At 43.4% G+C, this 25513-nt stretch carries 24 protein-coding genes; 10 read left to right on the top strand and 14 right to left on the bottom strand.

Going from position 1 to position 25513, the window contains the following annotated elements; genetic code table 11:
• Window positions 1-185: 185 nt before the first annotated feature.
• The 3 genes from E2R53_RS22570 to E2R53_RS22560 form a co-directional block, all read right to left on the bottom strand.
• Entirely contained in the window at window positions 186-2312 is a 2127-nt protein-coding gene (locus tag E2R53_RS22570) for an SA1320 family protein (RefSeq protein ID WP_286166388.1), read from the bottom strand.
• 23 nt (window positions 2313-2335) lie between these two features.
• Entirely contained in the window at window positions 2336-3268 is a 933-nt protein-coding gene (locus tag E2R53_RS22565; protein ID WP_133313901.1) for a DUF1672 family protein, read from the bottom strand.
• 314 nt (window positions 3269-3582) lie between these two features.
• The gene (locus E2R53_RS22560) at window positions 3583-4632 is read right to left on the bottom strand and encodes an NAD(P)/FAD-dependent oxidoreductase (RefSeq protein WP_133313900.1); all 1050 of its coding nucleotides are present in this window, start codon (window positions 4630-4632) and stop codon (window positions 3583-3585) included.
• Between the two features lie 211 nt (window positions 4633-4843).
• On the opposite strand from E2R53_RS22560, the gene E2R53_RS22555 reads away from it, so the two are divergent.
• From E2R53_RS22555 to E2R53_RS22525, 7 genes are all read left to right on the top strand, one after another.
• Entirely contained in the window at window positions 4844-5689 is an 846-nt protein-coding gene (locus E2R53_RS22555; RefSeq protein ID WP_133313899.1) for an ABC transporter ATP-binding protein, read from the top strand.
• Window positions 5640-6557 (top strand): iron-hydroxamate ABC transporter substrate-binding protein, encoded by a 918-nt coding sequence (locus E2R53_RS22550; RefSeq protein ID WP_133313898.1) that lies wholly within the window; start codon window positions 5640-5642, stop codon window positions 6555-6557. The genes E2R53_RS22555 and E2R53_RS22550 overlap by 50 nt, the downstream gene beginning before the upstream one ends.
• A 72-nt stretch (window positions 6558-6629) precedes the next feature.
• Complete coding sequence (locus tag E2R53_RS22545; protein ID WP_133313897.1) at window positions 6630-7628, top strand: FecCD family ABC transporter permease; 999 nt, start codon at window positions 6630-6632, stop codon at window positions 7626-7628.
• Window positions 7625-8632 (top strand): FecCD family ABC transporter permease, encoded by a 1008-nt coding sequence (locus E2R53_RS22540; RefSeq protein WP_133313896.1) that lies wholly within the window; start codon window positions 7625-7627, stop codon window positions 8630-8632. The genes E2R53_RS22545 and E2R53_RS22540 overlap by 4 nt, the downstream gene beginning before the upstream one ends.
• 222 nt (window positions 8633-8854) lie before the next feature.
• A complete protein-coding gene (locus tag E2R53_RS22535) occupies window positions 8855-10615 on the top strand; it encodes a cache domain-containing sensor histidine kinase (protein ID WP_133313895.1) in 1761 nt (586 codons plus the stop codon).
• A 19-nt stretch (window positions 10616-10634) separates the two neighbouring features.
• Complete coding sequence (locus E2R53_RS22530; RefSeq protein ID WP_133313894.1) at window positions 10635-11780, top strand: response regulator; 1146 nt, start codon at window positions 10635-10637, stop codon at window positions 11778-11780.
• On the top strand, window positions 11777-13039 hold the full coding sequence (locus E2R53_RS22525; protein WP_133313893.1) for an ABC transporter substrate-binding protein: 1263 nt from the start codon (window positions 11777-11779) through the stop codon (window positions 13037-13039). The genes E2R53_RS22530 and E2R53_RS22525 overlap by 4 nt, the downstream gene beginning before the upstream one ends.
• A 488-nt stretch (window positions 13040-13527) precedes the next feature.
• On the opposite strand, the gene E2R53_RS22520 is transcribed toward E2R53_RS22525, so the two are convergent.
• From E2R53_RS22520 to E2R53_RS22510, 3 genes are read right to left on the bottom strand one after another with little or no spacing between them, the layout of a single operon-like run.
• Window positions 13528-13854: an antibiotic biosynthesis monooxygenase family protein gene (locus E2R53_RS22520; RefSeq protein ID WP_133313892.1), complete on the bottom strand. Its 327-nt coding sequence runs from the start codon at window positions 13852-13854 to the stop codon at window positions 13528-13530.
• 6 nt (window positions 13855-13860) lie between these two features.
• Window positions 13861-14418, bottom strand: a complete 558-nt coding sequence (locus E2R53_RS22515) for a GNAT family N-acetyltransferase (RefSeq protein ID WP_133313891.1) — start codon at window positions 14416-14418, stop codon at window positions 13861-13863.
• A gap of 40 nt (window positions 14419-14458) precedes the next feature.
• Complete coding sequence (locus E2R53_RS22510; RefSeq protein WP_133313890.1) at window positions 14459-14692, bottom strand: cyclase; 234 nt, start codon at window positions 14690-14692, stop codon at window positions 14459-14461.
• A 193-nt stretch (window positions 14693-14885) separates the two neighbouring features.
• Between E2R53_RS22510 and E2R53_RS22505 the strand changes: the two genes are divergently transcribed.
• Window positions 14886-16349: a glycoside hydrolase family 68 protein gene (locus tag E2R53_RS22505; RefSeq protein ID WP_133313889.1), complete on the top strand. Its 1464-nt coding sequence runs from the start codon at window positions 14886-14888 to the stop codon at window positions 16347-16349.
• A 73-nt stretch (window positions 16350-16422) separates the two neighbouring features.
• Complete coding sequence (locus E2R53_RS22500; RefSeq protein WP_133313888.1) at window positions 16423-17991, top strand: glycoside hydrolase family 32 protein; 1569 nt, start codon at window positions 16423-16425, stop codon at window positions 17989-17991.
• An 878-nt stretch (window positions 17992-18869) separates the two neighbouring features.
• Here E2R53_RS22500 and E2R53_RS22495 read toward each other — a convergent pair.
• A complete protein-coding gene (locus E2R53_RS22495; RefSeq protein ID WP_133313887.1) occupies window positions 18870-19586 on the bottom strand; it encodes a hypothetical protein in 717 nt (238 codons plus the stop codon).
• Between the two features lie 353 nt (window positions 19587-19939).
• Here E2R53_RS22495 and E2R53_RS22490 point away from each other — a divergent pair, with 353 nt between their 5' ends.
• The gene (locus E2R53_RS22490; protein ID WP_133313886.1) at window positions 19940-20425 is read left to right on the top strand and encodes a hypothetical protein; all 486 of its coding nucleotides are present in this window, start codon (window positions 19940-19942) and stop codon (window positions 20423-20425) included.
• Between the two features lie 154 nt (window positions 20426-20579).
• On the opposite strand, the gene E2R53_RS22485 is transcribed toward E2R53_RS22490, so the two are convergent.
• From E2R53_RS22485 to E2R53_RS22455, 7 genes are all read right to left on the bottom strand, one after another.
• Window positions 20580-20906: a hypothetical protein gene (locus E2R53_RS22485; RefSeq protein WP_133313885.1), complete on the bottom strand. Its 327-nt coding sequence runs from the start codon at window positions 20904-20906 to the stop codon at window positions 20580-20582.
• Window positions 20907-21283: 377 nt separating this feature from the next.
• A complete protein-coding gene (locus E2R53_RS22480; protein ID WP_133313884.1) occupies window positions 21284-22033 on the bottom strand; it encodes an ABC transporter permease in 750 nt (249 codons plus the stop codon).
• Window positions 22034-22795: an ABC transporter ATP-binding protein gene (locus E2R53_RS22475; protein ID WP_133313883.1), complete on the bottom strand. Its 762-nt coding sequence runs from the start codon at window positions 22793-22795 to the stop codon at window positions 22034-22036.
• 127 nt (window positions 22796-22922) lie between these two features.
• Window positions 22923-23276, bottom strand: coding sequence for a DUF1048 domain-containing protein (locus tag E2R53_RS22470; protein ID WP_133313882.1), 354 nt, complete (start codon window positions 23274-23276; stop codon window positions 22923-22925).
• 44 nt (window positions 23277-23320) lie between these two features.
• Window positions 23321-23641, bottom strand: a complete 321-nt coding sequence (locus tag E2R53_RS22465) for a PadR family transcriptional regulator (RefSeq protein ID WP_133313908.1) — start codon at window positions 23639-23641, stop codon at window positions 23321-23323.
• A gap of 101 nt (window positions 23642-23742) precedes the next feature.
• A complete protein-coding gene (locus tag E2R53_RS22460; RefSeq protein WP_286166390.1) occupies window positions 23743-24180 on the bottom strand; it encodes an alkaline phosphatase D family protein in 438 nt (145 codons plus the stop codon).
• A 243-nt stretch (window positions 24181-24423) separates the two neighbouring features.
• Window positions 24424-25464 (bottom strand): NAD(P)-dependent alcohol dehydrogenase, encoded by a 1041-nt coding sequence (locus E2R53_RS22455; RefSeq protein ID WP_133313880.1) that lies wholly within the window; start codon window positions 25462-25464, stop codon window positions 24424-24426.
• Window positions 25465-25513 lie beyond the last annotated feature (49 nt).

The raw sequence follows: 25513 nt of genomic DNA, 5'->3' as shown, positions 1-25513 counted from the left end.
GACTGCTCAGCCCCGACAGGTAGATAAGAATTCACCCATAAAGTCCGATTTTGACTTTTTGGGTGAATCCGTTCTGACCGAGGGGTTAGGAGGTGGAGCTAGACACCAATGCGCAAAACTTTATCCTTTCTTATCTCTTGAAAAAAGCCGCTTCACAGGCTTGAAGCGGCTTCATATCTATGCTTTTAGTTCACTGTCCCGCGGTCGACCTGCTCTCCCAGCATTTCCATATTGGACGTCACCCTTTGAGAAACGTCGCAAAGAGCCTCGATGGCATTTGCTTTGTTTTGTCCGAGCTGTGTAACCACATCTGAAAATGTCATTTCCATTTCTCTGAGAATGGCAAAAGCTGCAAGATTATATAGTTGGACATTCGCATAACTCGTTGCATTGAAAATGGCTTGATCGAGGTACGGCCTGAAGTTTGAAACAAGGGTTGGAAATTGAATCATCAGCCTTTCCGCCCCATCTCGGATCCCTTCAACAGTAGCAGCCATCTCATCCAAGGGTTTAAGCGTGTTATGCACATATGCCGTAATCTTGTCATCAAAATCCGTAAACATGCCGATTAGTTTTCCAGGCAGTGTATGGTTCACTCCAAGGTATGCTGCTCCTTTTATTGCTGAAGAAATCCCTTCAAGAGTAATCTCAATAAGCTCCGTTAACGTTTTTAAAGCAACGATGAACGGGAAAACCTTACTATAAGCAAAACCGGTAAACGCTGTGAACGCCAAATCAAGCTGTATCTCTTTGATCCGCATGCCCACTTTCAAATAAGGAGATTCCTCTAAAACAAAGGAGGTTGTTTTTTGGACAGGGCCTGCTTCATCTGCTGCCTCTGCACCTGCTCTTATGCTTTCTCCTATTGAATGATCTCTGCTCTCAAATGAATCAGCTGTGCCATTTACTTGAGCTCTGAATTGTTCAATATGTTCAACCAGTTTGTCTTTGTTTCCATTTATTATATCAAAATGAGCTCTAAGCTCTCCTACTACCGCATCATACCAAAGATCCGTTCCGCCTTTGAACAGCTCCGGAATCAGGTCAGAAATCACGTTCCCGAGCATTCGAGAGAGTCCGTCTGCTTCATCCTTCATCTCACAAAGCTGATTCCTGGCTTTTCCAAATAAGCCTTCTACACTCACATCAACATTAAACACGTGTTCCATAAGTTCTGCCGGCGGGGAATTTAAAACAGAGTTTAGAGATCTGCAAGAACCTTCCGCGCGCTCCAGCAGAGAAATCAGATCATCTATTTCTCCTTTTAAACGGCTGCCTGCAGATGTAATCCCAATAAAAAGAGGATCACCAATCGAGTTTTCAAATGACTCCTCAAAAATCTGCTGCAGCATTGAAATCCGCTGATACAGCCTGGTCCCCTCATCTTCAATAATTTCTGCAGAATTTGCGAGATAATCATTTGCTGTTGCAATCCTCGCCTTTACCTGACTATCGATTCTTTCAGCAAGCAAAATGAGATTTTCTTTATTGATTTCGATGTATGCTGTATTTCCTCCGTAGAGAGGACTTCCGGTCCAGAGGCTCGTCACAATATGTGCATCGGCATCTATAAAGATCTCTCCCGCTCCTGGCTGACCTGGCATCCCAATTTTATAAGATTGAGAGCCGTCATCTTTTCGCAAGTACCCTGTGTGGTTTGTCCCTAAATGTTCAAATGCAGGTACTGGGATTCCATTGAAAATTTCATACTGATGGCCGGGTATACGGGAGTGAAGGTCAAGACCAGACAGTCCTTTTGTTAAAGGGTCATAGCTGCTGAAGTAATTTGTAATATGGCTGTATTCCATGGCAGGTTCCATCATGCCTGCAGGAAGGAGGGCGGGATTCAGAGTCACTGCTTTTACATCAGGGTGTTCAATGGCAACTGACCCCACAAGAGCTCCGCCGAGGGAGTTCCCTGACATCGATTTAATTCCGCCTGCACTCTGATACTTTTTATCCATCTCATTAAAGTATGCTCTCGCATCTGCGATTTGTGCGGGAGTCAGATCGCTCATCAGCTGGAGATCTGTCAGGAGATCTTGTTTTTGACTCGGGTTTGTGCCGACGTAGACGACGGTATATTCTCCAGTTTCATAGTTTTGAACTGTTAAAGCGTCTAAACCGCTTTTTTGATTATATTTAGTGTTAACTACTGTATAGTTTCTTCCGTTTACAGTGATTGTCTCATCCACATCAAAGCTTCTATATGCATGGTAACCCGCTAGTTCTACTAAATCTTTATCACTTATTGTGGAATCAACACGGTTAACTTCATTAACTTTAACAGTCGATGTACCAGGTTTTTTCATAGTAGAGACTCCTTTTTCATTGCCTATTCTTTTACAATATAATCCGGGTTCGAGCGCTCTAGCGTATTGTCCTTCGTTCCTATACCATTCGTTTTATCGATTAAATTATCATTAAGATAGACCGAATAAGAACCACGGGGGAATCCATCCATCTCTTCAAGATCTTTTACAACCTTGTCAAAAACCTTTTGATCAGGCTTTGCACCTTCTTCTTTCATATAGAGATATAGAGTAATAATGACGCCTTTTGACGGGTAATCATTTTTTGTGAAAGTTTGTTTCCATTCTTCTTTTGACAGATCCGGATTTTTCAAATATGCGTTGTAAAGCTTGTCAAAAGCAGGATCTAATGTGTTTACATAGTAATATGGGGTACTATATCCTCCAGCACGAACAGTTTCCAGCGCTTCCTGAGTGATGCCGACAACAGGATTTTCTTTTACAACATCTTCTACATATTGATCTAGCGCAGAAAATTCCTGATCGAAAATCATAGCAAAGATACCAGTCTTTATCGCATCTTCAACCTGCCCCTCCTGTGACCATACCTTATCCGATAACACTTTATCTCCTTCAATCGGTACAATCGCATACGTATAAAAATGCGGCTCCCCAACGGACTCCACAAACACTGTTGCCCCGTCTGCAGCTCCTACAACATTGTGAACTTTAACTTCTGTCTTATATGTATCCTGAAAGAACGCCTTCACTGCCTCGTCAATCTCTTCCCGATTGGATTCAGCAATTTTGTCGGTTTTTTTGCCGTTATCGAGTTCGTAGCCTTCTCCCTTGTAATCTTGGACACTTACATACACATCTTCCATTTGCTTTTCTTGTTGCGCTGCTGTTTGTTTTTCAATCTCTTTTTCAGTCCCTGCGTTATTCATGTCAGAACACCCTCCGAGCATTAATGATAGACCCATGCTTGATATGATTAATTTCTTTTTATAGTTCACTCAGCTGTCCTCCTATTGGATGGCATCGAATTATGATTTTCTTTTATTTTATCGGAATAAGGAAGGTTTTTACATGAAGGATTAGCTTGACCTCCTGAAATAAGTCAATCCTCATAGGGTTCTTGGAATAGGAGTGCTACTTTCCAACTAGTAAAACTAAAGAGCAGATAAAACTTTTGTTATACTGGTTATACGTGATATCTGAACTATCAATTGTATAATTACCCCATATTTTGAATTTTCAAGCATGTTGTTTAACTATTTACTAAAAAAAGGACTTCCCTATACGGAAAGCCCTCTCTCAATCGATCCCTCTATTTCATCATCTCTTTAACTAACTCCCTGTTCCGCTCTTTAAACACTTCGTTATGAGAGGAAACCATTGCAGACTTATGTGCATCTGGCTGTATATACTGCTTTGCTTTGTTTACCGCATTGGCCGCATCCTGGAAAGCTCCCGCGATTAAGTGCAGCTTCCCGCTGTGCATGAGTATGTCGCCTGCAGCAAATAGTCCTTCAACAGAAGATTCGCTCGATTCATTGCCTGCAATATAGAATTCTTCTGCGAGCGCGATGTTCAGCTGACTTTTTTGAAGCAGTTCAGCATCCCGTTCATATCCATGATTGATGACCACCTCATCAATAGTGAGGTAAGATCTTTCTCCAGTTTCATGATTTGTCAGTTCGACACGTTCGATTTTTTCATGGTCATCAGAGGCTATCAGTTTTGTAATAGATGTCTGAAATACGCACGTTGCTTTACTGTTCATCAGCTGGGACACTTGTGCTTCATGACCTTTAAGTGCATCCTTCCGGTAAACGACATACACTTTTTCAGCAACAGGCTCAAGCTCAAGCGCCCAGTCTATGGCCGAATTCCCTCCGCCTGAAATGATGACCGTTTTATCTTTAAATCGCTTTAATGATTTGATCGTATAGTTCAAGTTTGAGACTTCAAATCTCTCTGCCCCTTCAATCTCGAGCTTTTGAGGATTTAAGATGCCTCCGCCTACTGCTGCAATGACCGTTTTTGAATAATGGGTGCGTCCGGATGCAGCTTTCATCACGAAAATGCCTTCTTCATTTTTTGAGATAGACTCTACTTTTTCATTCAGCACAACTTCCGGATGAAACGTTAATCCCTGTTTAACCAGCTGATTAATTAATTGTGCCCCTGATATGGGAGTAAGTCCCCCTATATCCCAGATCATCTTCTCAGGATATACATGAACTTTTCCGCCGAGCTTGGGCTGATACTCAATAATCTTAGTTTTCATTTCTCTCAGTCCGCTGTAAAAAGCCGAATAAAGCCCGGCAGGACCGCCCCCAATAACCGTCACATCAAAAATTTCATGCCCCTCCACACTCAACACTCCCTCTTTGCAAAACTCTTTATTTATATAGTATTAATTATTATTGATTATCATTCTCAATTAAATATATCTTGTTATCTTAAAATTGACAAGTAAAACTGTTATTGACAATAGTCAGAAAGAATTATAGACTTTTCTTATTCGACACTGAGAATCATTATCAGTAAATATTACCAATTTATCAGCAAATGGAGGGAGAAAAATGGTTCGCCTACTTACCGAGTCAGTAAACATTGGCTATGGTGAACGTTTAATAGTAAAAGATCTTAGCGTGAGTATTCCGGATAAAAAGATTACAACCATCATCGGTCCAAATGGCTGCGGAAAATCCACTTTGTTGAAAGCGATTACCCGTATTATCTCTCTTCAGTCAGGGGACGTCGTTCTCGACGGAAAATCGATTTCCAAAGAACAAACAAAAAAACTGGCAAAGAAAATGGCGATCCTTCCTCAAACACCTGAAAGCGCCGCCGGCCTTACAGTAGGCGAGCTTGTATCATACGGGCGTTTTCCTCACCAAAAGGGCTTCGGCAGATTAACGAAGAAGGATTATGAGGTCGTTGAATGGGCTCTTGAAGTGACTGGAACTGCCGACTTTAAATTCCGTCCTGTCGATTCACTTTCTGGCGGCCAGCGTCAGCGTGTATGGATTGCGATGGCCCTCGCGCAGGAAACAGACATTATCTTCCTTGACGAGCCTACTACATATCTTGATATGGCTCACCAGCTTGAAGTGCTTGAACTGCTGCAAACGTTAAATGCTGAGCAGGAACGCACCATTGTCATGGTTCTTCACGATTTGAATCAGGCAGCCCGCTTTGCAGACTACATCATCGCTCTTAAAGACGGCGAAATCGTGAAAGCAGGATCATGTGAAGAGGTCATTTCCCGTGATGTGCTGAAAGAAGTTTTTCACATTGATGCTGTGATCGGAAATGACCCGCGCACTAATAAACCAATGTGTATGACCTATAACTTAATAAAGGGTGAAAAAGAAAATGAAGAAATTAATGATTCCATTCCTGCTGCTGCTCTTAGTCTTGCTTAGCGCTTGCGGCAATGATGCAGCTAAAGATAAAGGCTCAGATAAGAAAGAAGAAAAAAGCACCATCACTTACGAGTCAGAAGCAGGACCTGTTGAAGTGCCTGCAGATCCAAAACGCGTCATAGTCCTCTCCTCTTTCGCAGGAAATGCGATGGCCTTAGATACAAACCTTGTCGGAGTTGATTCATGGTCAAAAATGAATCCGCGCTTTGAGGACAAATTAAAAGGCGTAGAAGAAGTAACAGATGATAACCTGGAAAAAATCATTGAATTGAATCCAGACTTAATCATCGGCTTATCAAACGTCAAAAACGTTGATAAATTAAAAGAAATCGCTCCAACGGTTACATTTACTTATGGAAAAAATGATTACTTAACCCAGCACCTTGAAATAGGCAAACTTTTAAATAAAGAAAAAGAAGCTCAAGCCTGGATTGATGACTTCAAAAACCGTGCGCAAACTGCCGGTAATGACATCAAAGCAAAAATCGGCGAAGATGCAACGGTTTCTGTTATTGAAAACTTCGAAAAACAGCTCTACGTATTCGGCGACAATTGGGCTCGCGGCACAGAAATACTTTATCAGGAAATGAAATTGAAAATGCCTGAAAAAGTAACGGAAATGGCCTTACAAGAAGGTTTCTATGCCATCTCTGCAGAGGTTCTTCCTGAATTTGCGGGCGACTATATGATTTTCAGCAAAAACACAGACGGAGATACTTCCTTCCAAGAGACTGAAACATATAAAAATATTCCTGCCGTTAAAAACAATCAAGTATTCGAAGCGAATGCAAAAGAATTCTACTTCAACGATCCAATCTCACTTGACTACCAGCTTGAATTCTTTAAGAAAAGCTTTTTAGAAAACTAATGCAAAAAAGAGGGATTCTTACTAGTAAGAATTCCTTTTCCTTTATTCCTAAAAGAAGAGAATGATTGACTGATGACAAAAAACATGTTGTTCCCACTAAAAATGACCGCTTGCATTCTCGTATTCATAGCTGCTTTTACTGCGGCTATGATTTTCGGTGCAGCAGATACGACTCTGAAAGATGTCCTGCTTGCCATGACGAGCTCAGATCTGAATGATAAGGCAACCATGATTCAGGAAATCCGCCTGCCGCGTGCGCTCGCGGCCATTTCAGTCGGCGCTGCCCTTGCAGTATCTGGTGCCATCATGCAGGGGCTGACGAGGAACCCGCTAGCTGACCCTGGATTAATCGGGCTGACAGCAGGCGGTACGGCAGCTCTTGCTGTCACACTCGCTTTTTTCCCTTCAGTGAATTATTTCGGCATTATGATTGCCTGTTTCATTGGCTGTGCAGTTGGAGCCGTTATGGTTTTTGGTATAGGTTCGATGAAAAGAGGCGGATTTTCGCCAATGCGCATCGTATTAGCTGGTGCAGCCGTCTCTGCTTTCCTATTTGCGGTCGCCGAAGGAATCAGCATTTATCATAAGCTTTCAAAGGATGTTTCAATGTGGACTTCAGGAGGCATGGCAGGCACATCGTGGAATCAGCTTCAGTTCATTGTTCCGTTTATTGCGGCTGGTATTGTCATTTCCCTGATGCTTTCGAGACAGCTTACTATTCTAAGTTTAAGTGAAGAGGTTGCTGTAGGATTAGGACAAAAAACGGTTTATATTAAGGCTACTCTTTTTGTTGTCGTCGTTTTGCTTGCAGGCGCAGGCGTTGCTCTTGCAGGCAATCTGGCTTTTGTCGGACTGATGATCCCGCACATCGTCCGGGCGATAGCGGGAACGGACTACCGTTATATCATTCCAATGTCCGTTGTCGCGGGAGCAACGTTTATGCTGATTGCTGACACGCTTGGCAGAACCATCAATGCTCCTTATGAAACACCTGTGGCGGCAATCGTCTCCATTCTCGGTCTGCCATTCTTTCTCTTTATAGTCCGCAAAGGAGGCCGAGATTTCACATGATACATTCTGCCTTAGTCAAAAAACAGCGAATCACCATTTTGATCTTGTTTACCCTGCTTATAACGACCATTATTGCTGGAATGGGGCTTGGCTACGCTTCTCTTTCTTATGACAGGCTGATTCCCGTTCTGCTCGGACAAGGTACATTTAAAGAAGAATTTATTCTCTATTCCATTCGCCTTCCGCGGATCATCATCACGATTCTCGCTGGAATGGCGCTTGCTCTATCAGGTGCCATTTTGCAGGGCATCACAAGAAATGATCTGGCTGATCCCGGCATTATCGGCATTAACTCCGGCGCAGGAGCAGCTATCGCTGTATTCTTTTTGTTCTTTCCTATTGACGCAGGTTCATTCGTTTACATGCTGCCTCTAGTTGCATTTGCGGGAGCCCTGCTGACCGCTATTCTCATCTATGCTTTTTCGTACAGCCGCACCGGGGGCATGCAGCCAGTCAAACTCGTATTGACTGGTGTGGGATTTTCTATGGCCCTCTCAGGTCTGATGATTGTCCTGATTTCATCTGCTGATCGCCAAAAAGTGGACTTTATTGCAAAATGGCTGTCAGGGAACATATGGGGTGCGGATTGGCCTTTCATTTGGGCCATCCTTCCATGGGCTGCCATTCTTATCCCATTTACCCTGTACAAAGCGAATCGGCTGAATCTTCTTGGGATGAGTGAACCTGTGCCTATTGGCTTAGGTGTCTCAGTTGAAAAAGAAAGGGTGATCCTGCTGATGACTGCGGTTGCGCTTGCAGCTGCTGCTGTCTCTGTCACAGGAGGCATCGCCTTCGTCGGACTTATGGCTCCGCACATTGCAAGAGCTTTAGTCGGGCCCCGAAATCAGCTTTTCCTGCCTGTAGCGATTCTGATTGGTGCCTTCCTCCTGCTTTTAGCAGATACGATAGGACGGAACATCATCGAACCCGAGGGTATACCTGCTGGAATCATGATTTCGCTGATAGGAGCTCCGTATTTTATATATTTGCTGCTTAAAAAATAGGATAAATCGATTCTAAAGCTGAAGATCTCTTCAGCTTTTTTGTTTGCCCATCATTTCGTCAAGGGAACATAATATGAGACATCCCTGCGAAAAATATAAGGGTAATTGGCCTTTTACAAATCCTACTTGTGCACGATTGACTTGGATTTTGGGTTTGATATAGTTTTAGGATGCTAAAGAGAGAAAGCCGTATTTCAGCCTTCCGCGAAAGGAGTGACTCCTGTGAAAAGCATACAAAGCCGCCTGTTGATCATGCTGCTGATTTTCATTGTTCTGCCCTACTTCCTGTCTGTTTTTTTCATCTACACCTATACAAAAAGCAGTGTGGAGCAGCATGAACTTGAAAACAGCCGGGAACAGCTTCAGAAGAATGCGGATGAGCTGGAGCAGTATTTTGACGGCATGATCGATTTTCCTTACATCCTTTACCGGAACCCTGATCTTTTCCGGATTTTTAACAACGGCTTTGAAGACTCTATTTATTTCAGCCCCAAGACGATGGAAAAGAGTCTCGAAACCTTTTACCTGATGAGAAACGAAATCAGGCAAATTAGGTTCTATATTAATAAAAACAAAGAATCATTCACGCTGTACAATGCGATGATCAGCACACGCAGATATCAGCCTGAATTTCTTAAGCAGAGTCCAATTAAAGAGCTGTATGCTTCTGATTCGAATTATCTAATAGAGCCTCCCCGCCCGCTTGTCAATTACAACAACGCAGCGATTGTTCCAAAGTCAGACAAAACGATGGTGATGACGTTTCATCACAAGATTACAGATGTTCTCTCCAGGAAATTTCTCGGGATCATCACGATTGACATTGACATGGGCGGCTACGCGCGCATCTGCAATAACCTTGTGCAGGGTGATGAATCTTCTGTTCTGCTTATTGATTCTGAAGATCGTGTTCTGTATTCAAATGACCGTGAACTGATTGGAAAACCTCTTTCTAAGCCGCGTCTGAACGGAAATGGGAGCGGCAAGGATGACAATATTCTGCTTTCCAAGGAGCTATCCGGCTCATTAAACGGATGGAAGCTGATCAAAATCACCTCCAGTCAGGCCTTATATGAAGATGTCAGAAAAACCGCGTTTACGAATATCCTTGTCGGACTTGGCGTAGGTTTGCTGGGCCTCCTGATGATCGGCATTATCTCAAATCGAATTACCCGCCCGATCTCTAAGCTGAGCAGCAAAGTCCGTTCCATTGAAGGCGGAAATCAGAATGTGCCGTTTGATGATGATAGAGATGATGAAATCGGCCATCTTGAATCTCACATGAAAGATATGATGAACCGGATCAATTCCCACATTGACCGGGAATATAAGCTTGAAATTGAAAACAGGAAAAACCAGTTCAGAGCATTGAAATCACAGATTAACCCGCATTTCCTGTTCAATGCCCTGCAATCAATTGGGGCAGTTGCTTTAAGGTCAAATGCTTCAAAGGTGTATCATTTGATTACCTCGCTGTCCAGAATGATGCGCTACTCCCTGCAGGCGGATCAATGGGTTCGGGTACGGGATGAAGCCGACTACACAAAAGCATACCTGTCTCTGCAATCCGAACGATTCGGTGAAACGGTCAGCTATTCAGTCGATATCGATGAGTCTATTATGGACATGACCATTCCAAGCATGATTCTGCAGCCGCTCGCTGAAAATTTCTTTAAACACACATATGAGGATGGCTACAGCAGCGCTCATCTATCCATTATTGGGAAGAAAAATGGGGACCATCTGCACTTTCTTGTGGAGAATGACGGCCCGGGCATTGCACCTGATGAGCTGCAGGCCCTGAGGAACAATATCTGCACACCGCCATACGAAGGGACTTATTCACATGAACATATTGGCCTGAAGAATATCCGCGACAGATTGCTGCTGAGGTATGGGCCTGTTGCCGAATTTAACGTTGATTCAAAAAACGGAAAAGGTTTTTCAGTAAGCATGAAAATCCCGATAGATGTCTCTCAATGAAGGAAAGGAGTTGAACACGGTGAAAGCACTGATTGTCGACGATGAATTCAATGTGCGGGATGTCATCCGCCATTTAGGCCAGTGGGAACAGCACGGAATTACCAAGCTGCTTGAGGCAAGCAACGGCAAGGAAGCGAAGAAATGGATTGAGAAAGAAAAGCCCGAGCTGATTTTTACAGATATCAAAATGCCCGGAATTACCGGCATGGAACTGATTGAGTGGCTTGATTCGATTTCATATCCGGGAAAAGTGATTTTCATCACTGGATACAACGATTACTCCTATATGCGCAAAGCCATCCAGCACAGCAGCTTCGACTATTTGCTGAAGCCGATAGAATATGAAGCGTTCAACAATACCCTGGAAAAATCCGTACAGGCCTGGAAGGATGATTACCAGCATGCAGAAGTGCTTGAAGATGCGAAAAAACTGAGAAGAAATCAGCTGGCCACTGCAATCTGTCTTGGAGAGCGTTCCGACGCAGACAGCTTGACCGAGTTTCTTCCACAATCGGAAGGCTATGAGCTGACACTCCTCTCCTTTTATCAGATGCATAATCCAGATGCTTATGTCGAAAAATTAGCAGATGAACTGACAGAACGCAAATTAGGAAATGCATTTTCCCTTCAGACAGATTTGAATCTTTGCCTTGTCATCACAATCCGCGGCCAGTGGCTGTCTGCAGAAGAATGGATCAGCCAGGAAATCACTGTTCCTGTAAGACTTGTTACCGGAGAACCGATTGAGGCGCTGGCTGCAATCAGGCCCTCTTTTCAAGCATTGGAGAAAAAACTTGAGGAGCAGGATTTCAGATCGATTCACAGGCTGGATGAAATCGATGCCGCCCGGCGCATGGAGGATATCGTTTCCTATGTTGAAACGTATTACATGGAGGATTTAAGTCTGGAAAAGCTGTCGAACGTCTTTTTTTTAAGCAGAGAGCATATCTCACGTAAATTCAAGCAGGAAACCGGTATGACCCTTTCCAAATACATTACCGATCTCAGGATCAAACAAGCAAAAACATGGCTGCGGGGAACGGAAAAAAGCATCTATTCCATCGCGATCATGCTCGGCTATCAGGATGAAATCTATTTTTCTAAGCTGTTTAAAAAAGTCGTCGGCATGACGCCGTTTGAATTCAGAAAGGGAGCAGCAAAATGAAAAAGATCATTTTTCTACTAATGGCCAGTCTGCTGCTTTCTGCCTGTCAGAACGAAGCAAAGCCTGAAAAACCTGAAAAGAAAGAGCCTCAGATTACGCTTGATCTAAGAAATCCAAAAGTAGAGGTATCCACCCAATTTGAGGAAATGACGCGTGCATATGAACAGGAAAATCCACATGTGAATATCCGCGTGCATACCGTTGGAGGCGCGATGGATGACCTGTCAGACCTGAAGGCGGAAATGGCGACTGGCGCCGGACCGGATATTTTCACAAATACCGGCTATGAAAATACCAAGCTGTGGCAGAACTATCTTGAGGATCTGTCAGAAGAGCCATGGATTGATCAGGCATATCCGGAAGCACTGACACCGGTCACGTTGAACGGCAAGGTGTACGGAATGCCGATTAACCTTGAAGGATATGGATTTATTTATAATAAAGACTTATTTGAAAAAGCCGGCATTGCGCAACCGCCTGACACTCTTACTGAGCTGACAGCAGCTGCCGAAAAACTGAAGAAGGCGGGCATCACACCATTTGCAACAGGCTACTATGAAGACTGGAAGCTTGGCGATCACCTGATGAATGTCGCATTCGCCCAGCAGGAGAATACAAAAGCGTTTATCCAAAATCTGAATGACGGAACGGAAAAAATCAGCACGAACCAAAACTTTGAGGACTTGCTTAACCTGCTCGATCTCACCTTAAAATACGGAAACGATAATCCTTTGACTACTGACTACACGATGGAAGTCAATCTCTTTACTTCTGAAAAAGCAGCCATCATTCAGCAGGGCAACTGGATCCAGCCGATGATTGATCAAGCTGCGCCGAACATGGACATCGGCTTTATGCCAATACCAATTAATGATCGTCCCGTTAAAGAATCCCTTGTGGTCAGTGTTCCAAACTACTGGGCCATCAACAAACAGTCCAGTCCAGATAAGAAAAAAGAGGCAAAAAAGTTTTTAAATTGGATGGTGTCTTCCGAGCAGGGCAAACGGTACATGACGGAAGAATTCAAATTCATCCCTGCCTTCCATCATATCAAGTCTAATAATCTGGGCCCGCTTGCAGAAGAAACGTTGCGCAATTACAAAAATGGCAACACCGTCCCTTCTAATTGGTTTCACTTCCCTGTCGGAATCCGGGAAGAATTCGGCGCCGCCACTCAGCTCTATGTCGGGAAACAGCTGAACCGCACGCAGCTGCTTAATGAATATCAGAATTCCTGGGAAAGGTTTTCGGGGGATTAAGCATACCGCTTTTGGGAGGCGGTATGCTTTTTTTCTTATAGGTGAGGCTGAATCGGTGAAGATTGTGTTGCATAACTGAGTTTGGCGCACTTCCTTCGGCTTTTCCGGTGATGATTGTGTTGCATAACAGGGGTTAGCGCACTTTCTTCGGCATTTCCGGTGATGATTGTGTTGCATAACTGAGTTTGGTACACTTCCTTTGGCCTTACCGGTGATGATTGTGTTGCATAACTGAGTTTGGCGCACTTCCTCCGGCTTTACCGGTGATGATTGTGTTGCAAAAAAGGGGTTGGCGCACTTCCTTCGGCTTTTCCGGTGATGATTGTGTTGCAAAACCAGGGTTGGCGCACTTCCTTCGGCTTTACCGGTGATGATTGTGTTGCAAAAAAGGGGTTGGCGCACTTTCTTCAGCTCAACCGCTGTTGAAATTGTTCCAATACAGCGATAAGCGAACTCTCAGTTTCTCTACAGATAAAACCGCTCAATTATCACACCTCAAAAAAACTTTGTCTCTCAACTTTGCACACCCTTAGAGAAAACGTTTTGTACCATTCCGCTTTTCCTCGATCCTGGGCTGCCAAATGAGCAGAGTGCTCCTTCCACTTTCGGATGGAGTCCAGCGAATTCCAATACGAAACGGTAATCCCCAGTCCTTCATCCCGTGCGCTTTCCACTCCTAAAAACCCGCTCTGAAGAGAGGCAAGCTCCACCATCTTATCCGCCATTCTTCCGTATCCATTGTCCGCCTCGGTTCTCTCTGATGCAAAAATCACTGCATAATAAGGCGGTTCAGGTGTCTTGGCAATTCCGCTCATATGTACTCAGTTCCCCCTCTTCATCCAATCTTCCCTTGTCAATTTCATAAAAATCGAATCGATCCATTCCCCTTCAAACTCTAATTCATTTTTATCTACACTGCATGTAACAAAACCCAGCTTTTCATATACTTTCATTGCTCGCGGATTAAATGCAAAAACACTAAGCATCAGGAATTTCAGGTCCGTATTCTTAAAAACATAATCGATGATCAGCCTGGTTGCTTCCGTACCCAGACCGCGGTCTCTCCCTCTCGGACCAATAAGAATTCTGAAATTCATGCTTTGCTGCTTCTCATCATAAAGATTGACGACGGCTTCTCCTACCAAAACATCCTGTGCCTGATCAATAATCGCAAGATCCAGGCGCTCGATTTGTTCATTTCTGGACCGATACCACTTGAAAACCTCTTCCCTGTCGTACTCGTCTGAACTGCCGGTATATTTTAAAACGACTGGATCCTTTAAACACTCTTCTAAATAAGGGAAATCTTCCTCTGCTTTAAACGGTCTAAGAATCACTTTTTCTCCTGTAATGACAGGCTTCATGCTTAAATCCACCATTTTTCTCCTCTCTTCACCAATCCAGAAACTAAAAACACATTTATTGCCCGGCATTTTCTTCAGCAGATTTTCGTTTATGTTTTTCCGCAATGATTTTTTTGTTAAAAATCCTCACATTGCCAACCATCAGCAGCCTCATATCTTCTACAATATATTTGGCCAGCTCCTCATTAGAAATGTCTTCTCCTTCAATATCAAGCCGAAATTCCTGCCCCTGAAGTCCGCCCCCGTTAGTAAACTTGATTTCAAAATCGAATTGAACTCTTTTATCCATTTGATGCCTCCTTAAACGTTTGGTTAAATCTCAATGTCATTGTAATTTCCACAAAAAGAGCATTAACCCTTCTTTCGAGCCAATATCAATATACGACTAAATTCCAATCAATATGTGCCATACCTCTTCCCGGAGGACTGGCCTATAATTCTAATTGTATTAATAAAACAACATAAAACGAGGAGGAAGACTTATGAACTTTAGCAGGCTTGCCAAACAGGCAACAGCAGTAACACTCAGTACTGGAATTCTATTAAGCGGTACTGTTACCCAGTCTTTTGCGGCTCCAAAGGATCCGGCAGATTACAAAGAAACGTACGGTACTTCACAAATCACTCGTTCCGCAATGAAAGATATGATTAATCAGCACGGTGATGCAAGATATACCGTTCCTAAGTTTGATGAATCCACCATTAAAAACATCCCTTCTGCCAAAAAAGTAACCGAATCAGGCGAAACGATTGACCTTGATGTATGGGATACATGGCCTCTCCAAAATGCAGATGGCACTGTAGCAGAATATAACGGCTATCATATTGTTTTCGGCTTAGCCGGCGATCCTAAAAACGCAAACGACACATTCATCTACCTGTTCTACAAAAAAGCAGGCGACAACTCTCTTGACGCTTGGAAAAATGCAGGACGCGTATTCGATAACAATGACAAAAACGTTCCAAATGATCCTTACTTAAAGCATCAAGCAGAAGAATGGTCCGGTTCTGCAACATTCACTGAAGACGGCGAAGTCCGTTTGTTCTACACAAACCGCGAACCATATACAGCTGATACAGGCCATTACGGGAAGCAAACCTTGACGACTGCTCAAGTTAATCTTTCTCAGCCTGATTCTAAAACATTAAAAGTTGACGGTGTTGAAGATTACAAATCCATCTATGAAGGCAAAGACAGCAAGTACTATCAAACGGTAGACAAGTTTGTTGAGGACGGAGCACCTTCTGATAACCATACGTTCAGAGACCCTCACTACATTGAAGAAGACGGCCGCAAGTATCTTGTATTTGAAGCGAATACAGGCACAGAGTATGGCTACCAAGGAGAAGAATCTCTTTACAATCAAGCCTACTACGGCAACAGCAACAAATTTTTCCAAGAAGAAAAAACAAAGCTTCTGAACAGTGACAAGAAACAGCTGGCTGAAGTAGCAAATGGCGCCATCGGAATCATTGAAATCAACGACGATTATTCTCTTAAAAAAGAAATGAAGCCGCTGATCGTATCAAACACAGTAACGGATGAAATTGAACGTCCAAACATCTTCAAAAAGGGCGGCAAATGGTACCTGTTCACAAGCTCACGCGGATCTAAGATGACGATTGACGGAATGGACAATCAGGATATCTACTTGTTAGGCTATGTGTCTAATTCCCTTACTGGCGACTACAAGCCGCTAAATAAAACGGGAATTGTGCTGCATCAGGACCTGGATCCAAATGATATCACTTGGAACTATGCTCACTATGCCATTCCTCAAGAAGGCAGCGACAATACAGTTGTCACAAGCTATATGACGAACAGAGGATTCTTTGAAGACCACAAATCAACATTTGCTCCCAGCTTCAAGCTGAACATCAAAGGAGACAAAACAACGGTTGTAAAAGACAGCATTCTTGAACAAGGTCAAATTACGGAAAAGTAAGAGCCAAAGAAAAAAAGAGAAAGAAAATGTCACTTGGCATTTTCTTTTTCTATTTTAAAAAGTGGTGAATTTAATGAGCAAAAAACGAGTTTTCAAGAAAAGCTACAAGATTGCCGGAATCGTGATCATTGGATTGTGGATGGTGATCAGCACAGGTTTTTTAATTCAAACATTCTTTGAAACAAAAGAAGTGCCGCCAGAGGAAAAAGAAGAGTATTCCTACCGGGCAGCTTATCATTTTACGGCACCTGATCATTGGAAAAACGATCCGCAGAAGCCGGTTTACTATGAAGGAACGTATCATTATTACTACCTGTATAACGGGGACTATCCGGATGGCAACGGAACAGAGTGGCGCCACGCCACCTCAAAAGACCTAGTGCACTGGAAAGACGAAGGCGTTGCCATCCCAAAATACACGAATGAAAACGGAGATCCATGGTCTGGATCTGTTGTCATAGATAAAGAAAATACGGCCGGGTTCGGAAAAGACGCTTTTATCGCCGTCGTAACCCAGCCATCAAAGAACGGCCAGAAGCAGGAACAGTTCCTCTGGTACAGCACGGACAAAGGCAAAACGTTTAAGCCATACAGCGAAGAACCGGTCATGAAGAACCCAGGCCCAAAGGATTTCAGAGATCCAAAAATCATCTGGGATGACATCCATCATAAATGGATCATGACCATGGCAGAAGGCAGCAAAATTGGCTTTTATGAGTCTGACAACTTGAAGGATTGGCGCTACAGAAGCAGCATTTCCACCGAAAACCTCGGCGTGCTTGAATGCCCTGATCTCTTCCGTATGCGCGCCGATGACGGCACTGAAAAGTGGTTGCTGGGCTTCAGCGCAAACGGTAAAATCGCCGGCAAACCAAATACCTACGCTTATTGGACAGGATCCTTCGACGGTTCCGAATTCAAACCGGACAGCCAAGAACTCCAATGGCTTGACTACGGCTTTGACTGGTACGGCGGCGTCACATTCGAAAACGCAGAAAGCGATCCTTTGAAAAAACGCTACGCCCTCGCCTGGATGAACAACTGGGCCTACGCCGATAATACGCCAACAATGGACGAAGGATTCAACGGCTTGGACTCCATTGTGCGTGAAATCGAACTAAGGCATGAAGGAGAAAATCAGTATTATCTTTCTTCTCAGCCCATAGGAGCATTAGATGAATCTTCAAAAGTATCGAATGCATATGACGAAATCAAAGTGAATGGCTCGAAAACACTTGAAGTGAAGGCTGATGCCTATCAATTAGAGGCAGACATTTCATGGTCCGATCTTCAGCATGCAGGCTTTAGGCTGAGAGAATCAGCAGACAAAAAACGGCACATTGACGTCGGGGTATCCTCAGAAGGGAATTACTCGTTTGTTAATCGGGCGTTTACAGAGCATCCTGATAAAACAAATCAATTCGTTGAAAGCACTGCACCGTTTGATGCTAGTAAGAAGAAAGTTCATTTAAAGATTCTTGTTGATAAAACTAGCATCGAAGTTTTTGTGGATGATGGAAAGATTGCACATTCTAGTCTGGTATTCCCCCAGCCTGATGATAAAGGCATTACTCTCTTTTCTGAAGGTGGAAAAGCAGTTTTTGAGAATGTGAAGGTTAAGCATTTTGATTCGTTCAATTGAACCTCACCCTCAAAGAAATTATTCTTGGTGCATTCTAAAAAACACAAAATAAAAAAGCGTCAAATCCTTTTAAATCAGGGTTTGACGCTTTTTTACGGGATGAAATAATCATAAAGCTCTTTTTCTTAAATAAAGTATGTCTACTTCCTTATCAATAAAACAAATGGCTATTTTGGAGCTCCTGATTTTGTCGATATCTACTCAGAATATGTAGATATTTCCCGGGAATTAGTCGGAATATGAAAAATGGCGATGTAGAATATTGGTATAAAGTTTAATAAAGATTGATTAGGATTAATTGTTTATGTGTGACTGTATCGCTATTCACTCGGTTTCTAGTTTTATCGTTGGTATGACCATATCGCGCAGCGCTATTAGCGCTTTGATGGCGGATTGGAAATGATCCGCCAATCACTTTTAAAACTCATAAAGATTCTGGGGATATATTTGCAAGTTGTATCGCCCTGCGATACGAAACCCATCAACCCTTTCCTTGATTACAAAACTAAGGATAAGATGACCCTGCTTAGTTTTAATCCATTGGTTTAAATCATCATTTGTTTTATGTATCGCTATCTGTCTTTAGCTTAATCGTCTAGGATCTTTCCATATCGCCTCACGCTACAAGCGCTTTAATACCTAAGGTGAGGATTCTGGGATTCATACGCACGTTATATCGCCCTGCGATACGATACAAAAAAAGAGCCGATTCGCCCCTCTCTTGAACAACTCCATTAAGGATGATGTTCTTGAAAGAAGCAACCGCCTCCAATTCTTAGCTGAGCCTCCGTTTGCTTTGTAAGAGCGCGGTGATACCTTGTTATCCACACGCTCTTACAAAGCATGCACCCAAACCTGTTAATTAATGAACTATGATTTTATTCATTCTTATTCCGGAATAAAGAAAAAAGCCAGCTCCAATTTTCTCTAGGTTTTTGTATCGCTTCTTCTAAGCGTTTATTAAACTCATTTTGAGAGTTCCACTCTTGCTTTTGTTCATTGTGCATCGTTTGAATTTGTTTTTGCAGGAGCTCACTTTTTTGTTTTTCTTCCTGCAATAATGCTTCGTAGTGATCCGTTTGCTGTTGAAGCAGTTTTTCAATTTTGGCATTCGTTTTATGTGACGAATTTCCAATCGTTGAACTTATTACATGATGATCTTGCTGTAGCCGGGAAACCGATGTTTTGAGCTGTGTTAGATCGTTTTTCAGCGCCACATTCATTTCACGTGCAGCTGCAAGTTCATTGACCACATACATAAATGCCTCTTTCAACTGACTGGGATCATTTGGAAAATGGTTGTATGTATCAGCTAGCGCAATTTCTGATGAATCGGATTCTTCTAATCTCTCTTTTTGTTCATAAACAAGGTCTTTAGCCGTATCGTCCAGGGGCTTGTCTGTATCGCGCAGCGCTATAAGCGCTCTGATGTCAGATTGAACAAAGATTCGCCGTTCGCCATCTTTCAGAAACTCATAACCGTTCCGCTCTAATATTTGGCCATACTTACGGACAGTGGGAGTCGCAATCCCAACTTCTTCAGCCGCTTCCTTTGAAGAGAAAGCTCGTTCATTCGGTTGTATATCACGTCGCATATCGGACCTCCTTTACTATTAAATATGAGGGTTATTAAACTTATTTGCAAGCTGTATCGCCATGCGATACAAACAGTTCTATAAAAATAAGTTCGAGAACCAATAGTTATTTATGGCTTGCCAGCAGTTATTAAAAATTAATCTAATTTAAAATATTTGCTTTCTTATAATGAATGATGAATTTACGCTATACCTGCCTTGTGTCAAGGCAGGTATAGCTGCGATTTTGTTAGAGCGGCATCTGCGCTTCTAATGCATCCAAAACCGTTGTACCTCATGATAGGCATCCGCACACTCATTTAGGTATCTGCCCGCATAAAGTACATAAGTGTACGAAGGATGGAGGCTTATGTATGATTAATTTTTATGCGTTTCAAGGAATCGTCACAGCGATCAATGATTTTAACACAGGACAAAGCGGCGAAGGCTGCTTCAAAGTATTCTCAGTAGAAAATCAATCGGGCACCACTGTAAATTTCATTGTGTCACCTTCTACCTATTTTGTCGACTATGCAATGGTATCTGCCGGAGACCTGGTAACTGGATATTATGACGGAAATGCACCTGTCCCCCTCATTTATCCGCCCCAATATCAGGCGCTGGTGATGGTAAGAGAAAGCCAGAATCAAAATGTGAAAGTTTCGTATTTCAACAATCAGCTGGTGAGCAGCGATGGACAGCTGAAGCTGAATGTATCACCTTTTACTCAGACATTGCTGACAAACGGCCAGGCTTTTACGGGCAATCCCGCTAACCGTGATCTTGCTGTCATTTACGGTGCTTCCACGAAAAGCATTCCTGCTCAGACAGTTCCTTACAGGGTGATTGTGCTTTGCTGAATACAATGGAAAAAGCTCATTCTTTGCTGGTAATCAGTTAAAGAATGAGCTTTTCTATTTTTATTCTACCAGAAAGTTAAAGAAATAGAATGTTTGGAAGTAGAGAATCATTCAGAGGTATAAAGAGGTGATTTGAAGGAAGACATCCCGTGGCCTAACTAAAACTAACCCTTACATTTCCTTCTTTTTCTGCTGCTGACATACAAATGGATAGAAAGTCCTGTATTTGTTTTATCTCCCACTTAACGAATTCACTTTCCGGTATTTTATTGCTTTTCCAAAAACTCTGATATTCATTCAAAGCTTTTTCCATTTGCTGCATGGAAAAGGAAGAACTGTTGCCTGTGCCGCTGACTCCTCCATTGAATTCGTCAGCATCCAGTACACTGTATACAATTGCTGCATGTCCATTACTCATGCCAAAACGAAGGTATGCAATTTCTTCTCCTGCCTGATTATATCCTGCGATATCGTGACCCATAAGTGTCCTCCTTTGAAATTAAAGGTACATAAAAATACAATTCCTATAAAATTTAAACGTTTGTTTACAAATGAAATCACCTCCTTGAAAAAGAGAGTTTGTGATGCAGCTTTTTTGAATGATTGTAAAAAAAGGGGATTTTCACTAATTTTAAACGTTCACAGAGAGAGGATTTTTTGCCGTTTAATAGGGAGATTTTGTATAGGATAAAAGACACAGATTCCTGCTTCAATCATTACACTTCCTGTAATTCCAGTCAATATAGGGGCAGGAAAATTAACCGAATTTTTACAATCAATTCCCTTTTTATTTTTTAAATATGCAAAGGCTGCCCAATCATTTGAGCAGCCTTCTATATGACCAGCGACTTGCCTTCCTTACCCCAGCTTGCGTTTAAATTCTTTACTTGCAAAAAAGGAAGCGATGACCATGATGCAGAGGCACCAGGCAAGCGCGGTCCAGATATCGCTTCCAGCGGAACCTTCGTACAAGAGAGCACGCAGTGTATTTACAATTGAGGTTACAGGCTGGTTTTCAGCGAATACGCGGACAACTTTCGGCATCGTCTCAGTGGGAACAAAAGCCGAACTGATAAACGGCAGAAAGATCAGCGGGTACGAATAAGCAGTCGCCCCTTCCATAGACGATGCTTTTAATCCCGGAATGACAGAAAGCCATGTGAGCGCCAGCGTAAACAGCCCGAGTATACCGGCTGCCGCCAGCCAGCCCAGGATATCCGCGCCGGAACGGAAGCCAAGCAAGAGCGCAACGAATATGACCGCCAAGACAGAAAGAGCATTGGAAACAAGCGAGGTCAGAACGTGAGCCCATAATACCGACGACCGCTTAATGGGCATGGTCAAAAAACGTGCCATTAGACCGCTTTTCACATCCGTATACAGCCGGAGGGAAGTGTACGCGACCCCGGATGCGATCGTAATCAGCAGAATGCCCGGCAGCAAATAATTGACGTAGCTGTCTGTCCCAGTCTCTATGGCACCGCCAAAAACATAGACAAATAGCAGCATCATCATAATCGGCGTAATCGCCACAGTAATAATGGTATCCGGACTGCGCATCATATTGCGCAGCAGACGCCCCAATAATACACCTGTATTGCTCTTCATCTACATCTCCTCCTTTTTGCCGGTGATTGCGAGGAAGATTTCCTCCAATGTCGGCTGCTTCTCAATGTACTCCACTTTGACCGGCGGGAACATTTCCTTGAGTTCAGTAAGAGTACCGCCAGTGATGATTTTCCCCCCATGAAGAATGGCAATACGATCCGCCAGTTGTTCCGCTTCCTCCAGGTACTGAGTGGTCAGGAAAATCGTTGTGCCGCCTCCGGCAAGCTCCTTGACGGTATCCCAGACTGCCTTCCTCGCTTCTGGATCAAGCCCTGTTGTCGGTTCGTCGAGAAAAATGACTGCAGGCGTCCCAATCAGGCTCATGGCAATGTCCAGCCGGCGCTTCATCCCGCCGGAATAGTGATCTGCACGGCGGTTGGCCGCATCGGTCAGACTGAATCTTCCAAGCAAATTGTCTGCAACTTGAGCAGGATGGGAAACTCCACGGAGCCTGGCAATCAGCATCAGGTTTTCACGTCCGGTGAGCATGCCGTCCAAAGCTGCGAACTGCCCTGTCAGGCTGATGCTCTGCCGGACATGATCCGGCTGCCGCATTACGTCAAAGCCGCAAATATATGCTTCACCGTCATCAGCCTTCATAAGCGTCGAGAGAATGTTAACCGCAGTTGTCTTGCCCGCTCCATTCGAACCCAGCAGTGCGAAAATTTCTCCGCGCCGCACTTCAAAATCCACACCCTTCAGAACCTCTTTGTCTTTGAAGGATTTTTTTAACCCTTTGACAGAAATGACAGTTTGATTCATCCTTTTTCCTCCTTATTTATAATCTGCATCCGCTAATTAGTGAGACTGATATTCTGTATCACTTACTACTAGAGCAAAAAATATCTGAACAGCAAAAGCGGCCATTAAACCAGCTATTCAGTCAAAATTATTTATTAAACTTCTCTTTTCCCAATCGCTTCATGATACTCTGATTCAAATCTTCGCGATGTTTAGCTGTATACGTTCTCGCGGTTGCGACCAGGTCGTCGGCAAAGGTCGCTACGTCTTCCCCTGTAATTTCAAGCACTTGTCTGCCTTCTGCGGCTCCGCTTTCGAACAATTCGATCAGCTCATACTGGATATGCAGCATATCCATCCCACTGCCTGCAGAGAAACTCCACATGTAATTTTGGATTTTCTTAAAGACAAACTGATAATCCTCCGGCAGGACTTCAACCCGTGCCATCATCGTCCTGTACTCTTTTTTATCACCAATCATTTTTCTAAACCATTCCATCATGCTGTTTTTCCTCCTTTTTATGAAGCTGCTTTATTTCTATGAGACTAATTGGACTTCAAGACGTTGATTTTCGCAGATACAAAATCCCATTTTTTCCAAAACAGGTCAAGTTCCTCCCGGCCAGCCTCATTGAGTGAATAAAACTTCCGTGGGGGCCCCATATCTGACGGTTTTTTTTCAATGTTCACCAGTTTCTTCTTTTCTAATCGCACAAGAATGGTATAGACTGTCCCTTCCACTACTTCAGTAAACCCAAGTTCATTCAGACGGCGGGTTATCTCATAGCCATACGTTTCATGGCGGCTGATAATTTCCAGCACGCACCCCTCAAGCGAACCCTTCAGCATTTCCGTTAAATTTTCTATGTTGAGAACCTCCTTTATTTTGTGTGGCATATTCAAACACTATTCAGTATTGCTTATTACTTATATATAGTATTACTTAGTAGTAATGGTGTCAACTGTTTTTAACATTTTTTTTGCATTTGCGGTTTCAAGAGCAGTAAAAAGAAGCTCCCCGCAAGTTTAATCAACTCACGAGAAGCCTCCTTATTGTTTCCTATAGTAAGGGATGAGGATGTGCTTGAAAGCCGAGATTCCTTGATAACCCTGTCACACATTATGTGATAAAGAAGGTACAGCTGGCAGCCCCAGTGCAGAATGGAAGCAAGATTTCCAAACGTAACGGTACGGTAGATTTTGACGGAATCTTCAAACGTTCGATTTGGATTGTAAGGGACAGGAGCCGGGATGTACTCAAACCAGACCTGGTTCGCAACGAGGCGGCGTGTTGGATCAGATTCCGGATTATCGTCTGGTGCCACGGCCGGATAATACGTGTCATTGGCAAACTCATGGTCATCCCAGATTCCAATCATGGCATGCTTTTCATGAAGCTTTTGCAGATTTAAAGGCAGTAATAAGGACTTATTACAAGGCGTTTATAAGAATGTAAAGGGGCGGTAAAAAGCGGTGAAGGAATTGGGTGGGTTGGAAAAGAGAGGTAGGAGAGGGAATACACAGGTGATTAAAACCTTGCAGTTGATAATCAACTATGCGATTTAATTAAAATGCTTCAAAGAAGGATCACCAAAAATTGAATTTTTGGCGACCCCGAATGTAACCGTTACTGCTTTACATTAGTCCTATCACATTGTACTAATATCAATGACGAAACGGTACTTCACATCTGAATTCAATACACGGTCGTATGCTTCGTTAATTTGATCGGCTGAGATGACTTCAATTTCAGGAGCAATGTTATGTTCTGCACAGAAATTCAGCATCTCCTGTGTCTCACGGATCCCGCCAATTAATGACCCCGCAAATGAGCGGCGATGACCAATCAGAGAGAACACGTTTAATGACAGCGGTTCTGCCGGTGCGCCTACGTTTACCAGGCTGCCGTCAAGTGCAAGAAGGGAAAGATAATCATCCAGCTTCAGCTTGGCACTTACCGTGTTAATGATCAGGTCAAACGTACCGGCAAGCTTTTCAAACGTCTCCGGATCACTTGTGGCATAGTAATCAGCTGCTCCGAACCGAATGCCGTCTTCTTTTTTCTTCAAGGATTGGGACAGCACTGTTACTTCTGCACCCATAGCGTGTGCAATTTTAACAGCCATATGGCCAAGACCACCGAGACCGACAACCGCTACCTTTTTCCCTGGACCTGCTTTCCAGTGATGAAGCGGTGAAAAGGTCGTAATGCCCGCACAAAGAAGCGGCGCAGCCTGATCAAGCTCAATCTCATCCGGGATGCTCAGCACAAAGTCCTCAACCACGACAATATGAGTAGAATAACCGCCCTGCGTCGGCTCGCCGTATTTGTCGACACCCGCGTAGGTAGGAACATTACCTTTCAGGCAATATTGCTCCTCCCCTTTCTGGCAGTTCTCACAATCCCCGCAGGAGTCTACCATACATCCGACCCCTACCCGGTCACCGACCTTGTATTTTGTTACCTCGGGTCCTACATCCGTAACAATTCCCGCAATCTCATGTCCTGGTACTAGCGGATAGTTCACCTCGCCCCATTCCCCGTGCGCCGTATGAATGTCAGAATGGCAGATTCCCGCAAATTTAATTTCAATCAATACATCCTTGGAATCCAGATCGCGACGCGTAATCTCAGCTTCTTTAAATGGTTTGTCCGGACCGTCAACAGCTCTTGCTTTAGCAGTAATCATAGAAAAACCTCCAGTAATGATAGTTTCATAATAAGAAAAAGCAAAGTAC

It is taken from the genome of Peribacillus frigoritolerans (assembly GCF_004358755.1).
Taxonomy (GTDB): domain Bacteria; phylum Bacillota; class Bacilli; order Bacillales; family Bacillaceae; genus Bacillus_P.
This window is presented reverse-complemented; position numbering and strand designations above follow the sequence as displayed.